The sequence below is a fragment of the Anoxynatronum buryatiense genome (assembly GCF_900182905.1).
Lineage (GTDB): Bacteria > Bacillota > Clostridia > Peptostreptococcales > Tindalliaceae > Anoxynatronum > Anoxynatronum buryatiense.
On the sequence record NZ_FXUF01000004.1, the window covers coordinates 208,106 to 226,022 of the forward strand.

The 17,917-nt window shown below is 52.2% G+C and carries 12 protein-coding genes; all 12 read left to right on the top strand.

The window, feature by feature from the left end; translation table 11 throughout:
* Nucleotides 1-11: 11 nt before the first annotated feature.
* On the top strand, nucleotides 12-140 hold the full coding sequence (locus QOL74_RS07605; RefSeq protein WP_283408857.1) for a hypothetical protein: 129 nt from the start codon (nucleotides 12-14) through the stop codon (nucleotides 138-140).
* Nucleotides 141-674: 534 nt separating this feature from the next.
* On the top strand, nucleotides 675-953 hold the full coding sequence (locus QOL74_RS07610; protein WP_283408858.1) for an ACT domain-containing protein: 279 nt from the start codon (nucleotides 675-677) through the stop codon (nucleotides 951-953).
* Between the two features lie 21 nt (nucleotides 954-974).
* Nucleotides 975-2,345, top strand: coding sequence for a PFL family protein (locus QOL74_RS07615; RefSeq protein ID WP_283408859.1), 1,371 nt, complete (start codon nucleotides 975-977; stop codon nucleotides 2,343-2,345).
* 396 nt (nucleotides 2,346-2,741) lie between these two features.
* Nucleotides 2,742-7,358, top strand: coding sequence for a glutamate synthase large subunit (gltB, locus tag QOL74_RS07620; protein WP_283408860.1), 4,617 nt, complete (start codon nucleotides 2,742-2,744; stop codon nucleotides 7,356-7,358).
* A gap of 585 nt (nucleotides 7,359-7,943) precedes the next feature.
* The gene (locus QOL74_RS07625) at nucleotides 7,944-8,927 is read left to right on the top strand and encodes a histidine kinase dimerization/phosphoacceptor domain -containing protein (RefSeq protein ID WP_283408861.1); all 984 of its coding nucleotides are present in this window, start codon (nucleotides 7,944-7,946) and stop codon (nucleotides 8,925-8,927) included.
* Nucleotides 8,928-9,034: 107 nt separating this feature from the next.
* Entirely contained in the window at nucleotides 9,035-9,493 is a 459-nt protein-coding gene (locus tag QOL74_RS07630) for a deoxycytidylate deaminase (RefSeq protein WP_283408862.1), read from the top strand.
* Between the two features lie 10 nt (nucleotides 9,494-9,503).
* Nucleotides 9,504-10,529 carry a glycosyltransferase family 4 protein gene (locus QOL74_RS07635; protein WP_283408863.1) on the top strand — a complete coding sequence of 342 codons (1,026 nt, stop codon included), beginning with the start codon at nucleotides 9,504-9,506 and terminating at the stop codon, nucleotides 10,527-10,529.
* A 330-nt stretch (nucleotides 10,530-10,859) separates the two neighbouring features.
* A complete protein-coding gene (locus QOL74_RS07640; protein WP_283408864.1) occupies nucleotides 10,860-11,534 on the top strand; it encodes a TetR/AcrR family transcriptional regulator in 675 nt (224 codons plus the stop codon).
* Between the two features lie 128 nt (nucleotides 11,535-11,662).
* The gene (locus QOL74_RS07645; protein ID WP_283408935.1) at nucleotides 11,663-12,322 is read left to right on the top strand and encodes an ABC transporter ATP-binding protein; all 660 of its coding nucleotides are present in this window, start codon (nucleotides 11,663-11,665) and stop codon (nucleotides 12,320-12,322) included.
* A 35-nt stretch (nucleotides 12,323-12,357) separates the two neighbouring features.
* Nucleotides 12,358-14,679: an ABC transporter permease gene (locus QOL74_RS07650; protein ID WP_283408865.1), complete on the top strand. Its 2,322-nt coding sequence runs from the start codon at nucleotides 12,358-12,360 to the stop codon at nucleotides 14,677-14,679.
* A gap of 26 nt (nucleotides 14,680-14,705) precedes the next feature.
* A complete protein-coding gene (locus tag QOL74_RS07655; RefSeq protein WP_283408866.1) occupies nucleotides 14,706-15,911 on the top strand; it encodes an efflux RND transporter periplasmic adaptor subunit in 1,206 nt (401 codons plus the stop codon).
* Between the two features lie 454 nt (nucleotides 15,912-16,365).
* Nucleotides 16,366-17,805 (top strand): Na+/H+ antiporter NhaC, encoded by a 1,440-nt coding sequence (gene nhaC / locus QOL74_RS07660; protein ID WP_283408867.1) that lies wholly within the window; start codon nucleotides 16,366-16,368, stop codon nucleotides 17,803-17,805.
* Nucleotides 17,806-17,917: the final 112 nt, after the last annotated feature.

Here is a 17,917-nt window from a genome sequence, read left to right on the forward strand (position 1 = left end):
GAAATGGACAAATGAATGACGACAGAGATGAATCATTCAGGAATGTCACCGGGCAGGCCTGGCAGGTAAAATGCAGCAGTGGTTCGTGGATGACAGCAGGTCATGCCATGCTGATGTATGAGCGCAAAATGGCAGTGTAGCAGGATGTGGGTGTGGTTCGTTTTTGGAAACGCCCCCGTCATGCAGCTGTTCATGCGGGAAAACATTTCACAAAGTTGAATCACCTGGGGAGGCCGGTATCGGAACAACGGGCGCTTACCTGTCGGGGAAATAAAAAACGCCCGCAAACAGGGAGGATAATTCCTCCTGAGTCTGCGGACGCCGTTGCCCGATACCGGATGAAGGTGGCTGATCCATATTTCCCCGGCCGAAACCGGGGGAAGGGGAGAGGATCAGAATGTCATGAGCGCATCATGATGAAAGTCATTATAGGACAGCCTGAGTATTTTTGCAAGGGTTTTTTTGAAAAAAATTCGAAAAAAACGTTGAAATATGAAGGAAAAGGATTTCCTAAAGAGAATTTGATAAAAATATGACAGAAGCGTTTTACTGTATAAAAAAACATGATATAATGCTCTCTAACATTCAAGACAGAGCATTCAGACAGTTGGCGCAACGTTTTGGGATGGGGAATGGGGCAGATTGATCCGCCTCAAAAAAGGAGGAGCGATTCGATGAACGGCAGTAAAGTCATTATATCAGTGCTTGGGAAAGACAGGGTGGGGATTATTGCAGCAATCTCAGGAGTGTTGGCGACCCATGGGGGGAATATTCTCGACATCAGCCAGACCATTCTGGAAGATTATTTCACCATGATCATGATGGTGGATCTGAGTGCCTGTGACCTGGCATTCCCGGAACTGAAAGAAACGCTGGTGACAACAGGCGAAGGAATTGGCATGCAGGTGAATATTCAGCATACTGATACGTTTGATTACATGCACCGTATTTAGGAGGGGAAGGGAGAAAAGAAGATGCATTTCACATCTGTATCACGGCAGGAAATACTGGAGACCATTCAGATGGTCCAAATGGAGAACCTGGATATTCGTACCATCACCATGGGCATCAGCCTTCGGGACTGTGGGCATCCCGACCCGGTGACTGCCTGTCGCCGGGTCTATGACAAAATTACCCGCCAGGCGGAAAATCTGGTGAAGGTGGGAGAAGAGATCGAAGATCATTTTGGCATTCCCATTGTGCATAAGCGCATTTCGGTGACACCCATGGCCATGGTGGCAGAAGCTTCTGAGACAGAAGACTACACCCCTTTTGCCAGAGCCATGGATGAGGCGGCTGCAGCGGTGGGCGTCAATTTCATTGGCGGTTTTACAGCGCTGGTTCAAAAGGGAATGACGGTGGGAGACCGGCGCCTTATTGCCTCTATCCCGGCTGCCCTGGCTGAGACAGAGCGGGTCTGCTCTTCGGTGAATGTGGCATCATCAAAGGCGGGCATTAACATGGACGCTGTGTTGCAGATGGGACATATCATCAAAGCGGCGGCGGAAGCCACCCGGGAACGGGACAGTATTGGATGTGCCAAACTGGTGGTATTTTGCAATGTGCCCGAAGATAATCCCTTTATGGCCGGTTCTTTTCATGGCGTGGGAGAGCCGGAGGCGGTGATCAATGTGGGCATCAGCGGCCCCGGTGTGGTGCGAAATGCGGTGGTCAAGCGACCGGATGCTGATCTGGGTGAGCTGGCCAATGTGATCAAAAGAACCGCGTTTAAAATCACCCGTATGGGAGAGCTGGTGGGTAAAACCGCTTCAGAAGCCCTGGGGGTGCCCTTTGGCATTATTGATCTTTCCCTGGCCCCCACACCGGCAGTGGGAGACAGTGTTTCCGATATTCTGGAAGCCATCGGGCTGGAATCCACCGGTACCCACGGCACGACAGCGGCTCTGGCCATGCTCAATGACGCCGTGAAAAAGGGAGGCATCATGGCGTCCTCACATGTGGGCGGGCTCAGTGGTGCCTTTATTCCCGTCAGCGAAGATGCCGGCATGATTCGGGCAGCAGAAGCCGGCATTCTCACCTTTGACAAGCTGGAAGCCATGACCTCTGTCTGTTCTGTGGGGCTGGACATGATTGCCATTCCGGGAGAAACCAGCGCAGAAACCATTGCCGCCATCATCGCCGATGAAATGGCCATTGGGATGATTAACCGAAAAACCACAGCGGTGCGGGTGATTCCTGTGGCAGGAAAAACCGTGGGAGAGTTTGTGGAGTTCGGCGGCCTTTTGGGCCGGGCCCCCATTATGCCGCTTCATACCCAGTCATCAGATGTTTTTGTGAAGCGGGGCGGGCGTATTCCGGCACCCTTGCAGTCGTTTAACAATTAAACCTTTAAACCCTGCGATGACGGTGATGCTTCAATGACAAAACGCATCAATAACTGAATGCATTAATAACTGAATGCTTCGATGACTCACATACTCCGCGAAAAAGGACCCTGAAGTGAAATGGTAAAAAATAAAAAAACAGCCCAGAAAATGCGGACATCGCATTTGAAGGGCTGTTTTTTTGAGATCGACTATAAGGAAAACGAATGCCTCGCAGAAACGAAAATGCATACAAATTAATATTCCGACAATTCGCAAGATTCAACTTGACAAGGTGTTGCAATCATCATATACTGTGGATAATTTTTACGCTGGCATAAAAATGAATAATACAAGCGGGATATGCATGAAAATGTTTTCCTGGCCGGCGGCATTGAGGGAAAGGAAGTGGTTTTGTTGGGACAAGGAGATCAATATCAGGCAAGCCATCAAAATGGGGATGGACAGCAGTGGGAACAGTACAGAAGTGAGAAGGCATCAATGGGACCAAGGGGGTGGGGGGTGCCGGGGATTCCTCCCAGCCAGGGACTTTATGATCCCATCCATGAAAAAGACAACTGTGGCGTTGGCTTTGTGGCCCATGTGAAGGGCGTGCCTTCCCACCAGATTCTTGAACAGGGATTGGAAATTTTGCATCAAATGAAACACCGGGGAGCAGTGGGTGCCGATGTGACGACAGGAGACGGTGCCGGCATTCTGATTCAGGTACCCCATGGTTTTCTGGTTCAGGAAACACAGAAAGAAGGGTTTGAGCTGCCACCCCCGGGCCAGTATGCCGTGGGAATGATTTTTTTGCCCCGTGAACCCCATGCCCTGCATTACTGCCAGGGAGTTTTCGAGCGGGTGCTGAGGGAAGAGGGGCTGGTGTTGCTGGGATGGCGCACCGTGCCTGTGGATCCCTATGCCTGTGGTGATTCTGCCAGAGCCACCCGGCCCGTGGTGGCCCAGGTGTTTGTTCAGCGGGAACAACAGACGAAGGAAGCCTTCGCCAGAAAGCTGCTGGTGGTTCGAAAGCGTGTGCAGCAGATCATTGCGGCGGCAGGCGGCCCGCCGGCCCACCACTTTTATGTGTGCAGTCTGTCGGCAGAGACATTGGTATATAAGGGGCAGATATTGGGATACCGCCTGAAAGACTATTACCTGGATCTGCAGCAGCCAGAGCTGGAAACGGCGTTGATTCTCGTCCATGAACGCTACAGTACAAACACGTTTCCTTCATGGAAAATGGCCCACCCTTACCGGTACCTGGCCCACAACGGTGAAATCAATACCATACGGGGAAATATCAACTGGATGAATGCCCGGGAAGGCGTCATGCGTTCCAGAGTCTTTGGCAGCGATTTTGAAAAAATCCTGCCGGTCATCGAACCGGAAGGCAGTGATTCTGCCAGCCTGGATAATATTTTTGAATTCTTTTTGGCCAACGGCCATCCCATGGAACAGGTTATGATGGTGCTGGTGCCGGAGGCCTGGCAGGCGGGGAGCGGTATTTCAGAGGAACTGCAGGCCTTCTACGAGTACCATGGCCGGCTGATGCAGCCCTGGGACGGCCCGGCGACGGTGGCCTTTTCCGATGGGGTGAAGGTGGGGCTTATGGTGGACAGGAACGGCCTGCGCCCTGCCCGTTATTGGGTCACCGATGATGACCTCATCATCATGGCCTCGGAAACCGGTGTGCTGGATATTCCTCCTGAAAAAGTAGTTCAAAAAGGGAACATGAATCCGGGAAGCATGTTGCTGGTGGACCTTCAAAAAGGCCAGCTACTGGAAAATCATGCCATCAAGGAAGGGATTGCCACTGCCTACCCCTATCGGGAATGGGTACAGCGCAACCGTCTGACGATGGATGTCCTGGAAGACTTGCCCGAACCACGGCCCATGAACCGGGAAGTGCTGGCTAAAAAGCAGAAAGGCTTTGGCTACACAGCAGAAGAACTGGAGCACATTCTCCTGCCCATGGCATTGCATGGAGAAGAGAACATTGGCGCCATGGGAATGGATACACCCCTGGCCGCCCTCTCAGCAACACCCCAGTGGCTTTTTCAGTATTTTCGGCAAAAATTTGCCCAGGTAACCAATCCGGCCATCGATTCCATTCGGGAAAAGAGCGGCATGTCACTGGTGCAATATCTGGGGAATCACGGGCTGTTGGTGGATGCCATTGAAACAGAGGAAGACCGGGCGTATATGAGGCTGGAAGAGCCGGTGATCACCAACCGGGAAATGGAACAGCTGAAACATCTGTACACCAAAGATCTGAAAGCGGTCACCCTGCCCATCACTTTTCAGATGGATGGCGGTCCCAACCGGCTGGAAAAAGCCCTCTATGATCTTTGTAAGCGGGCAGAAGAGAATATTTTGCAGGGGCATAATCTGCTGATTCTCAGTGATCGGAGCATTGATTACTATCACGCCCCCATTCCCAGTTTACTGGCAGTGAGTGCGGTTCACCACCACTTGATCCGGCGTAAGCTGCGTACCCAGGCCGATCTTATTGTGGAGGCCGGCGATGCCCGGGATGTGATGCACCTGGCCCTTTTGCTGGGTTATGGAGCAACAGCGCTGAACCCGTATCTGGCCTTTGAAACCCTTCAAAAACTCCACGGCGAAGGAAAAATGGGAGAATCAGTCACGCTGGAGGCATCCCGTCGCAATTACCGGGATGCGCTGGTGAAAGGGTTGCTGAAAATCATTGCCAAAATGGGAATTTCAACTCTTCAGAGCTATCAGGGCGCTCAGATTTTTGAGGTGGTGGGACTGGATGAAGCACTGGTGGACCAGTACTTCCCAGGAACCCCTGCCTGTCTGTCGGGGATCGGCCTGGAAACCATCGGAGAAGAAGTGCTGCGGTTTCACAAACCTGCCTTCAGCATCACCGACAAGCAGCCGGAAGCGCTGGCGGTGGGTGGCGAACTGTTTCACCGGAAAGGCGGCGTTCCTCATCTCCTCAGCCCTGACCGGGTGAGCATGTTGCAGCGGGCCGGGCGTTCCGACAGTTATGATGCCTACCGGGCTTTTTCTGATGATATTCACCGTGCCGACGGCGATGTGCTGACGGTGCGAGGTCTTCTGGATTTCACCCAGCGGGTTCCGGTGCCGCTGGATGAAGTGGAGCCGGTGGAAGCCATTCTCCCCCGATTCACCACAGGAGCCGTTTCCTTTGGTTCCGTCAGCAAAGAAGCCCATGAAACCATGGCCATCGCCATGAATCGGATGGGAGCCAGGAGCAACAGCGGTGAGGGTGGCGAACACCCTTCCCGTTATTACGCAGATCTTCACGGGAACAATCTGAAAAGCGCCGCCAAGCAAGTGGCTTCCGGACGATTTGGTGTCACCATTCAGTACCTGGTGAATGCCAATGAACTGCAGATCAAGGTGGCCCAGGGAGCCAAACCGGGAGAAGGCGGCCACTTGCCCGGCGAAAAAGTGACGCCGGAAATCGGCGAAGTACGCCATTCACTGCCTGGAATTGACCTGATTTCACCGCCGCCTCACCACGACATTTATTCCATTGAAGACTTGGCACAACTGATTGTTGATTTGAAAAATGCCAATCCTGAAGCCCGGGTGAGTGTGAAGCTGGTGGCGTCAACGGGGATTGGTGCAGTGGCGGCAGGGGTGGCCAAAGCCCATGCCGATGTCATTGTCATCAGCGGCCACGACGGCGGCACCGGCGCCTCTGCTTTCAGTTCCATGAAGTATGCCGGGCTTCCCTGGGAAATCGGACTGGCAGAAGTACAGCAGACCCTGATGCTGAACCAGCTGCGGGGGCGGGTGAAGCTGCAGGCAGACGGTAAAATCATCACCGCCAGAGATGTGGTCACCGCTGTTCTGCTGGGAGCAGAGGAAGTGGGTATGACAACCGCCGCCATGATCGGATTGGGCTGTATCATGTGCCGCAAATGTCATCTGAACCGTTGTCCCGTGGGGATTGCCACTCAGGATCCGGCGCTGCGGAAAAAATTCACCGGCAAACCGGAGCATCTACAGCGATACTTCACCTTTGTGGCCCGTGAGATTCGTGAAATTATGGCCCGGTTGGGCTATCGAAAAGTGGATGACATGGTGGGGCAGGTACACCGCCTGCGCCACCGGGACGGACTCACCGGTAAAGCAGCTGCCCTGAAAGTGGACCGCCTGCTGTTCCGACCGGAACTACCGGCGCGTATTTCTGTGAAAAGCGGCGATAAGTCAGCTGGCGTGACAATCACAGCCCTTGACCAACAACTGCTGAAAGTGGCAGCTCCCAGCCTTGAAAGTCGTCAGCCGGTATCGGGTACCTTTCCCATTACCAACACCCACCGGGCGGTGGGAACCCGCCTTAGCGGCCAAATCGCCCAGCAATATGGCGGGGATGGGCTGGCGCCTGACACGATACAATTTACTTTTGAAGGCTCAGCAGGGCAGAGTTTTGGTGCTTTTGCCGCCTCAGGCATGACACTGACCCTGAAGGGAGATGCCAACGATTATCTGGGTAAAGGGCTCAGCGGCGGGAAACTGGTGGTGATGCCGCCTGAAAAAAGCAGGTTCAATGCCGCTGATAATGTGATCGCCGGTAACACCCTTCTTTATGGGGCAACAGCGGGCGAAGCCTATTTCAGCGGAAGAGTGGGGCATCGCTTTGCCGTTCGAAACAGTGGGGCCACTGCTGTGGTTGAAGGGATTGGCAGCCATGGCTGTGAGTACATGACCGGTGGTGTGGTGGTGGTGCTGGGAGCGGTGGGCCAGAACTTTGGAGCGGGTATGAGTGGCGGCAAGGCTTTTCTGATGGCTGAAGCATCATATCTGACGGAACAGGTGAACCAGGATCTGGTGACGATTCTGCCTGTAAATGAAGAAGCCGACCGCCAGTTGCTGCACCGGCTGGTCACCCGGCACCATGAGCTGACAGGCAGCAAGCAGGCGGCAGCACTGTTGAAACAGTGGCCGAAGGCCTTGAAGCAGTTTCACCTGGTGGTCTCACCTCTCTATCTTGAAATTTCGGAACGTCTTCTGACAGAATCGAACAAATGAGTTTTTTTCATGACATGACATGATGGCAGCTGTCGGTTTTTTCATCGGCAGCTGAGGTTGAAGACAAAGGGATTTGGCCAGAACAGCTGATTCCAATCTTGTGTGTTTTTAGTCGAAAGTCTCGAAAACAGCGCCTGAACTCGCTGCGCTCAAACAGCAGGCGCTGGCGGTTTTCTCATCTTTTCGAAAAAACACTGACAAGATTTCCAAGGCTGTCCTTTACCAAACCCCTTGTCTTCATCTTACTTTGTCTTCAGTCAACTGCCGATATCTCATCGGCAGTTTTTGTGTGAAAAGAAAATAGAATGCTAAAATGGATTGTCAACAGCAACCCTGCCGAAGATGATTTTGCTTATTTGAGGTGGACTATTCCAGTAGGTGTTAGTATATTTGGTATATTGTGCCAGTATATTTGGTATATAATGTAGATATAAATGACGGCACCGTTGATTATGGGTTGGAAAAGGGTAGTATATGTAATGCCTATTTCTGATGATATCTCAGATGGTCGCCGCAGTGATATTTCAGAATGAGACAGCAGGCGGTAGTGGTGTCGTAAGGGGAGATTTCTGGGAGGTCCTGTTCATGGAAGGTCAACTGGATAGGTTGATGATAAAGAATAACGAAAAGCTGCTGCCGCAATTGATGGAACTATTTTCATGCCCGGTTTTTGTAATAAACGAAACCGGTTATTTTGTTGATGTCAATCAAGCGGGCTTAGCCGTGGCTGGAGGCTCAAAAGAAGAGATCATAGGCCGGCATGAATCAGAATGGGAAGAAGGGAAAAATATTCACTTTTACCGGATCCCCGTCAAACTGGGCAATCAAAAAAAGGGATTTCTGATCATTCTTGTGGACAATGGAGATAACCCCGAAAACAGGAAAACGGTCAGGCGGTACCGGGTGAAGCAGTCATCGTCAAAATGCCTGGCAACGCAGCGGCAGCTGAAGGCACTCCTGCTGGAAAAAGAACTGTTGCTGCGGGAAGTGCATCATCGCATTAAAAATAACATGAATAACATGGTGATGATGCTCACCCTCCAGGCAGATTCTGTCGGTAACGCCGCTGCCGAAGAGGCTTTAAAAGATGCCCGAAGCCGGATTCAAGCCATGATGGTGATTTACGATAAACTGTATCGATCAGAAGACTTCCACACCCTCTCGGTGAAAACCTACCTTCGAGAGCTGGTTAATGAAGTGAAAGGCACCTTTTCAAAACACGAACGCATTCGGGTGCATCTGGAAGTGGATGACATGATGCTTGACAGCCGAATCCTGTTTCCTTTGGGGATTATGATGAATGAACTCTTCACCAATGCCATGAAATATGCCTATGGAGAGGATCAGGAAGGCAGTGTGGTGATTTCGGTGTTTCAAATGGGTGACATGATTGAATTGGTGGTGCAGGACTTTGGAAAAGGCATGCCGGAAAAAATGGAAAAGACCGGATTTGGAGGTTTTGGACTTGAAATGGTGGAAATGCTGGCCCTGCAAATGAGCGGGTCACTGACCATTGAAAGGGGAAATGGCGTTCGTTTTGTGGTGCGTATACAAAGAAGTAAACCCTAATTGTCAGAGAAACACTTGTCCCTTGCCACCGGTCTTCAGGAAGGGTATAATGAAAGCGGCTTTGCGTTCTTGAGATTGTCAACATGTCGGCAGGCAGGAGGCTTTTCATGCGACCGGATTGGGATCATTATTTTATGGAAATGGCAGAAGTGGTGGCGAAGCGGTCCACTTGCCTGCGCCGTCAGGTGGGAGCTGTGTTGGTGAAAGACCGAAGGATTCTCGCCAGCGGGTACAACGGTGCACCTTCCGGCATGGCCCACTGTCAGGAAACGGGATGTCTGCGCCAACAGCTGGGGATTCCATCGGGGCAGCAGCATGAAATGTGCCGTGGCCTCCATGCAGAACAGAATGCCATTATCCAGGCGGCTCTTCATGGCACATCCATCAACGGCAGCCTGCTGTACGTGACCCATCAGCCATGCGTGATCTGTGCCAAAATGATGATCAATGCCGGTGTGAAAAGCGTTGTGATCAAAGGAGCCTATCCCGATGCCCTGGCGGAACAGATGCTGCAGGAAGCCGGCATCACCCTGACTTTGCTGGACAACCTGAAATCCGGGGAGTGACCTGACCATTATGGATCGACTAATGATTGCGCTGGCGCTGTCGGCGCTGATTGCTTATTTGACGACACCCCTTGCCCGGCGGGCTGCCTATCGGTTAGGGGCTATTGACGTACCCAAAGATAACCGGCGGGTTCACCGAAAACCCATTCCGCGGCTGGGTGGACTGGCCATCTACGCTGCTTTTCTGGCAGTATCACTGCTGATGATGGACCTTGACCTGCAAATGCTGACCCTGCTGGGAGGAGCCACCCTCATGGCAGGTATGGGCATGGTGGATGATGTCCGTCCCCTGCCGGCGAAGCTGAAGCTGCTATTGCAGATCGGTGCGGCGCTGATGGTGATGGCCGGTGGTGTTCGCATTGAATTCATCACCAATTTTCTTTCCGCATCCAAACCCATTGTGGCACTGGGCCCCCTGGCCATTCCTGCCACCCTGTTTTGGATTGTGGGGATTACCAACACCGTCAATCTCATCGATGGACTGGACGGCCTTGCAGCCGGAGTGGCTGGTATTGCATCCCTGTCTTTGGCAGCTGTCGCCTATATGAACGGCCAGCCGGAAGTGGCGGTGCTGCTGATGATTTTAGCGGGAGCTTCCCTTGGTTTCTTACCCCACAACTCTCACCCGGCCACCATTTTTATGGGCGATACAGGTTCGCTGCTCATTGGTTTTGTGCTGGCCTCCATCTCCATTGAAGGGGTGATTAAAAGTGCCACCACCATCGCTGTTGCCATTCCTGTACTGGCACTGGGAGTTCCCATTTTTGATACCGCCTTTGCCATTCTGCGACGCATGGTGAACAAAAGACCCATCATGGAAGCCGACAAAGGGCATTTGCACCATCGGCTGCTGGCGAAAGGCTTTTCCCACCGGCAAACTGTCTGGATCCTTTACGGATTCAGCCTGTTTCTGGGGATCAGTGCCATCTTTATATCCGGCGCCAGCCGTACCACCTCCATTGCCATGCTGCTGGTGGTCACCCTCATTCTCATGATGGCCATGATTCGTGCGGGACTGTTGAAGCGCACCTCTTAAAATGTGCCCCGTCCTCAACTTCAGTTCAGCTGCAATTTAATAATAACTGCTGTTTCAACTGCCCGTAGGCGGCTTTAGGCTGAAGACAAAGAGCTTGGACTTCAATCTGCAACTGCCCACGGGCGGTTTTTTGTGTTTTTGAGAAATGTTTTCAAAATTAATCGGGAAAATTCGAAAAAACCCTTGACGAATCACGAAAAAAGTTTACAATAAAAGCAACTAATGGACTATTTGAGTACAAAAGTATAAATTATCACCATTTGTCACATTCATACAGTCGTATCAGAAGGGATCAAAAAAGCTCGTTAATCATAGGAGGGGGTGTGGCTGATGGCCACGCAATGGGAACTGAAACACAAGCGCCTGCTGGAACAGGCAGAACGGCTTTTCTTTGAAAAAGGACTGAAAGCCGTCACCATGGAAGAAATTGCAGCAGCGGCCGGCATTAGCAAGATGACCATTTACAATCATTTTGATTCCAAAGAAGATTTATTTAAAGAGATCACCCTGGAAATGGTGCGCCGTTTTAACGAAGAGATGTCTCTGGAACTTCAGCGTCAGCCGGATACTTACAGTCGTCTGAAAGCATATTTTGAAAAAGGATTTTCCGTTTCCAAAACCGTTACGCCAGAATTTTACCAGGATTTGTACGATAAACCCCACCTGCTTCTGGAAATTGCCGCCTATAAACGGGAAACAACGGTTAAGCTGTTGACAAATATTCTGGAGCAGGGAAAAGCGGCGGGAGAAATTCAGGAAGCCGACCCAGCCTTCGTGGCCATGCTGCTGGATGTGCTCACCGTAGGGATCATGGGGTTGATCAAGCAGGGAGACTTCAATCATGAGGAACTGCTGGACTTCAACATCAAATTGTTTCAGTTCATTAGCCGGGGCGTCATGGCAGATGTCAGGTTGCCCTGGGAGCCGTCGGAAGCAGCGGATCAGCATCAGAAAAAACCGGGAAAATCACCGGATGATTCAGCCGGCGGATCGACAGTAGGTTAAGGTAAAGGAGGGTCTCAATGTTTGGATTCAATCAAGCCCCAAAACAGGCGGCGACAAAAGAAATTCCGGCACAGCCCGGTCAGCGGCCGGTGCTTATCCGGTCTGAAAACCTGAACAAGACATACCAGATGGGTGAAGTGGAGGTGCGCGCCCTGAAAAACGCCACCTTTGATCTGTATGAAGGCGAGTTTGTGGTGATTCTGGGGCCCAGCGGCTCCGGGAAGAGTACCCTGCTGAACATTCTGGGAGGGATGGATACCCCCACTTCAGGTCAGGTGTACGTACAGGAAAAAGAGTTGACCAGTTTTTCCGATCGCCAACTGACCCAGTACCGGCGAAACGGAGTGGGGTTTGTCTTTCAGTTTTATAACCTGATGGCCAATCTGACAGCCCGTGAGAATGTGGAACTGGCCACAGAAATCTGCACCACCTCTCTGAACCTGGATGAAGTGATGGGTAAGGTGGGGCTCTCTGAACGGGCCGACCATTTTCCCTCTCAGCTCAGCGGCGGCGAACAGCAACGGGTGGCCATTGCCCGGGCGGTGGCGAAAAACCCCCTGCTGCTGTTATGTGATGAACCCACAGGAGCCCTTGACTTTGAAACGGGCATCCGCATTTTGGAGTTGCTGAAAGAAGTGAATCTGACCTACAACAAAACCGTTGTCATCATCACCCACAATACCCCGGTGGGTGCCATGGGTGACCGGGTGATTCGCATGCGCAGCGGCGAAATTACCGACATCACCGTCAACGAGAACCCGGTACCACCAGAAAGGATTGAGTGGTAATGCGACTGTCTCCCCTTACCAGGCGGCTCTTTCGCATGATGGTCAGCATCAGGGGTCAGGTGATTTCCATTATCGTGGTGATGACCCTGGCGCTCATGGCGCTGATCTCCAGTCATATGACCGCCATTAATCTGGAAAACTCCATCCGTGATTTCTATGACATCACCCGGCTGGCCGACATGCAGGTGCAGCTCACCCGCATACCCGCCAATGCGCTGTACGACGTGCTGCGCATGGAGGGCATCGCCCATGTGGAGGGGCGGGTCAGTGTGGATGTTCCCTTTGTCACCGACGACCCCGACGAACGGGTAAGGGTGCGGGTGATTTCTGTCCCCGATACAGATAGCCCCATCAGTGCCCTCTATCCCATCGAAGGGCGCATGGTGCGAAGCGAAACCCAGGCAGTTACCGTGTTGGAACAGTTTTCAGATGCCAGGGGCATTCAGCTGGGAGATATCATTACACCCTACATGAATGGCCGGGAAGTGCCCCTGGAAGTCATTGGATTTGCAGGACATCCCGAATTTGTTTACCTGATGGAGAATGAACAGGCATTGATTCCTGACCCGGAAGGTTTTGGCGTGCTGTTCGTCTCAGAAAAACTCCTGGGGCCTCTTCTGGGTTACCGGGACAGCTACAATGAACTTCTCATCACCCTGACGCCCGGTGCCAACCCCGACGTGGTGGCCGATGCCCTGGATGATGCCCTGGACCGTTACGGCGTTCGCCGTGTCATGCAGCGGGATGATCTCATGAGCTACCGAATGATGGAAGAAGAGCTGAACCAGGTGAAAGCCATGTCCCGGGTATTGCCCACCCTCTTCATGTCAGTGGCGGCACTGATCATTTACATTGTCCTGTCACGAACGGTGAAAAACGACCGGGTGGCCATCGGTGTGATGAAAGCCCTGGGATATTCCAATGCACAAATTCTTGCACACTACATTCAGTTCTCTCTGCTCATCGGTATGGGAGGCGGGTTGCTGGGCATCATCACCGGCACCTGGGTCTCCGATGTGTATGTACAGCTCTACATCCAGTACATGAACGTGCCATTACTGGAAACCCGCATTATTCCAGAATCCTATGTTACCGCCATGGTCATCACCGTTGTTTTCTGCGTACTGGCAGGTCTGGCGGGTGCCCGGCGGGTGATCGGGATTCATCCGGCAGATTCCATGCGTCCCGAACCACCGGCGGACGGCCACCGGCTGTTGATTGAACGCATCACCTTCCTGTGGAAGCACATTGCCTTCAGCTGGAAAATGGTGATCAGGAACCTGTTTCGCAACAAGCGGCGGTACGGCACCCTGGCCCTGGGCATCGCCCTCACTTATGGAGTCACGCTGGTGGCCATGAACATGGGGGGCGTCTGGCAACAGATTTTCGAGATTCAGTACGGTCAAATGTATACCATGGACTATAATATCGATTTTAAAGGGATGTCAGGGATGAACACCCTGCATGAAATCCGGCAGCTGGCAAATGTGGAGGCCATTGAGCCCCGGATTGAAATGCCCCTTGAAATCCGAAAAGACTGGCACCGCAAAGCAGTGAGCGTGGTGGGCATTCCCGCAGACAGTGACATGTACCACCTGGAAAGCGAACCGGGGGTACCGCTGATGATGCACCATGACCGCCTGTATCTTACCAGTGGTTTTGCCAAGTCGCTGGAACTGGAACCGGGCGACCAGGTGCTGGTGAAAAATTACCTGCCTGACCGTGATGACTTTTGGATGGAATACGGCGGCTCGGTGAATCAATACCTGGGTCTGAACGGGTACATGACTTTGGAAACCATGGAACGGTGGGTGGTGGATCCAGGCCACATCACCGGCCTGTCGGTGAAAACCGATGCTGACCTGGGGGCCATTTTGGAAGATGCCCATCATGTGCAGCAGGTTCAGTCCCTGGGACAAATGCAGGAAATGTTTGAAGAGTTCTCTGAGATGATTGTGGTCACCATCGGGATCATGGTCATGCTGGGAGGCATCATCGGTTTTGCCATTGTCTACAACATTACGCTTATCAGTATCAACGAACGCATCATGGAGTTTTCATCCCTGCGGGTGCTGGGCTTTCACCGAAAAGAAATCTTTCGGATGATCACCCGGGAAAATACCCTGGTGAGCGTTCTCGGAATTCTGATGGGAATTCCACTGGGACGCTGGATGATGGCCAGTATGATGGAATCCATGAGCACCGAAGTGTACGCCATGCCGGGAACCGTTTCTGACCGGGTGGTGCTACAGACAGTGGTGGCAGTCATCATCTTTGTGGCAGTGGCACAAATGGCCACCTTTGTGAAAATTAGGAATCTCAGCTTTATTGAAGCCCTGAAGAACCGGATGACCTGATGAAGAACGTCAGAGGAGGAAATCACATGAAAAAGCATGCGAAAAAGCTGGTGGTGGGCCTGCTGCTGCTGGCAGTGGCAGCGGCAGGGGGATATTACTGGATGAATCGTCCGGCGGAAGCACCCCCCACAGCACCCGTGGTACGGGAGGATCTGGAAGACATGGTGGAAGAAATCGGTGAGATTGTCACCGACAATCACCGGCAAGTGGTGGCTCACCTGCCTGGTCGAATCGGAAACCTGGAAGTGGAACCCGGTGACGAAGTAAACGCGGGGGATCTGCTGGTGGAAATCGACAGCAGCGACTGGCGCACTGCCCTGAACCGGTTGGAGGATGAGCTGGCTGCCGCCCGGAGTACCTATCAGGTTGCCATGGATAGTGCCCATCGTGGATCGCAGCAGGCTCAGGCAGCTCTGGAGCTGGCAGAAAAGCAGTGGGAAGAATCCCGAAAACAGCTGGATCGGGTGCAGGCCCTTTATGATGCCGGTGCTGTCAGCCAACAGGAACTCATCGCAGCACAGCTGGAAGAAACCAATTTGGCATCGGCGGTGGAACAGGCAGCGCTGAGTCTCGAAGCTTCTGAAGACGCGCTCAGCCCCGCAGCCCGGGGCGGTTATGAAGCAGGTATCAGGCAGTTGGAGCGGGAACGGGAACACCTGCGCACCCAGCAGGACTCCTATTTTGTGGAAGCCCCCGTCGGCGGCACCATTCTGGCAAGGCATGTGGAAGCTGGCGCTTACGTGCAGCCGGGTGAACTCCTTCTGGAACTTGGAGATCTGAAACAGCTGTACATCACAGCAGACCTGCTGGCCCGTGAAATGAGCGGCGTGGCACCTGGCATGGCTGTGCGGGTGATCCACCGGGATCTGGGAACAGACCCGGTGAATGGGCATATTCGCAAGGTGTACCCCACCGCCTTTGCCAAAGTGTCAGAACTGGGGATTGAACAGCGGCGGGTGCGCATTGAAGTGGAAGTGGACCAGGTGGATCCCCAGTGGCGCCCTGGCTACGAAGTGGACGTGGAAATTATTCGGGAAACCCGTGAAAATGCCTTAACCGTGCCAGAACGGGCCGTTTTCTGGCTGGCAGGTGAAGAGCATGTTTTTGTCTGGGAAAATGAAGAGGTGATTCCCCGTCAGGTGACCACCGGCCTCAGCACACGAAACCGCACTGAAATCATCACCGGCCTCAGCGAAGGAGAACTGGTGCTGACTGAGCCTGAAAATCAATAGAGTCGAGCATTTATTCAAATAACCTTTTTGCAGAACCTCATCTACTGGGGTTCTTTTTATGTTCAGAAGCTTGCGCCATTTTTCCGCAGGTAGTTTCTTCGGTGATCGAAATTAGATTAGAGGCGATTTTGGGATTTACAAAAAAGAAACGGTGAAACAAACGATGCATCAAACGGAAGACCCAACAGGGGCATGATAAATGTTAAACAAACAGAAAATTAGATGGATTTTGTCAAATCGATCAATCTGTCAATCACTAACACCGTCAATCTATCAACCAGTTACACCGTCAATGAGTCGATTAGTCAATATGAAATAATCTGTTCAATAGACAAACACCTGCCATGTAGCCGCCGCGATGACGAAAGGAGTTGATCAATTCTCATTGAAAAGGTGAAAGCCAGCAGCATGATGAACGGGTTCGCTGACAGTCAATGCATAAGGGGGTAAAAGAATGAGTGATAACAAACGGCCAAGTTTTGCAGCAGCAGCATTTGTCATTTTCTTTCTTTGTTTTGCCATGTACGCTCAGATCTTTATTATTGGAGAAGACTGGATTACCCACATCACACTGATCGTTGTGGCTGTGGTGGCTTCCATTGTGGCCATCCTTTCCGGCTTTACCTACGACGAAGTGCAGGAAGGCATCCTGTATGGCTGTAAAATTGCCATGTTGCCCATGCTGATTCTAATGATGGTGGGTGTTCTGGTGGGGTCCTGGATTCCTGCAGGTACAATCCCCACACTGATTTACTATGGGCTCAGTTTTATTTCGCCGTCGGTCTTTTTGCTGACAGTGGCCATTGTCTGCATGGTGGCCTCCGTCGCCACAGGCAGCTCCTGGACAACCGGCGCCACCTTTGGGGTAGCTTTTATGGGTATTGGACTGGGACTGGGAATTCCTGGAGCCATGACGGCCGGTGCCGTGATTTCCGGGTCTATCTTCGGAGACAAAATGTCACCCCTGTCCGACTCCACCAATCTGGCAGCCGGGGTTGCTGAAGCCGATCTTTTTGACCACATTCGCAGCATGTTCTACACCACCGGCCCTGCAGCCCTGATCTCACTGGTGCTCTATGCCATTTTAGGCATGCGTTTTGCCGGCGGTGAAATTGACACAGCTCAAATTGATGTGATTCTCAACGGGTTAAGTGAAAACTTTTTCATCAGTCCCATCACGCTGATTCCACCCATTGTGGTGGTGATTTTGGCTGTGAAACGGATGTCAGGGCTGGCAGTCATGATGATTGCCGCTATTCTGGGCGGTATTTTCGCCATTGCCTTTCAGGGATACAGCGTGGGTGATGTGGCCAACTTTATGAACTACGGATTCACTTCAGCCACCGGTATCGAAGAAGTGGACAGTCTTCTGAGCCGCGGTGGCCTTCAGAGCATGATGTGGACCATTTCTCTGGGCTTCATTGCACTGAGCATGGGCGGTATTCTGGAGAAAACAAAGGTGCTGGAAGTGCTGCTGGAAAGAATCGGTGGTCTGGTGAGCACCACCAGGGGCCTGATTACCACCCATGTGGTGTCAGCCATTGCCGTCAATATTTTCTCCGCCAGTCAGTACATGGCCATTCTCATTCCCAGCCGTATGTTTGTGCCTGCCTATAAAAAGCAGCGGTTGCTGCCTCAGGTGAATTCAAGAACTTCTGAGGATTCGGGAACGGTCGTCTCACCACTGGTACCCTGGGGGCTGTGCGGTGTTTTCTTCACCGGGGCACTGGGTGTTCCCACCATGGAATATTTCCCTTATGTCTTCCTCTCCTTCATTACACCTGTCATTGCGGTGGTTTACAGCTTTATCGGTTTCGCCATGTTTAAAGAAGGCGACATCAAATCGGTTAAAACCTACAACCCGGTGAAAGAACCGGCCATGAGCGAAGAATAAGCACCAAATCAAATGACACAAAACCCGCATGACAACAACAGAAGTATTGGTGTCATGCGGGTTTTTATGATAAAAGGAGTTGTGAGAAAGCGATTTAAAAAATAGAGGGCAA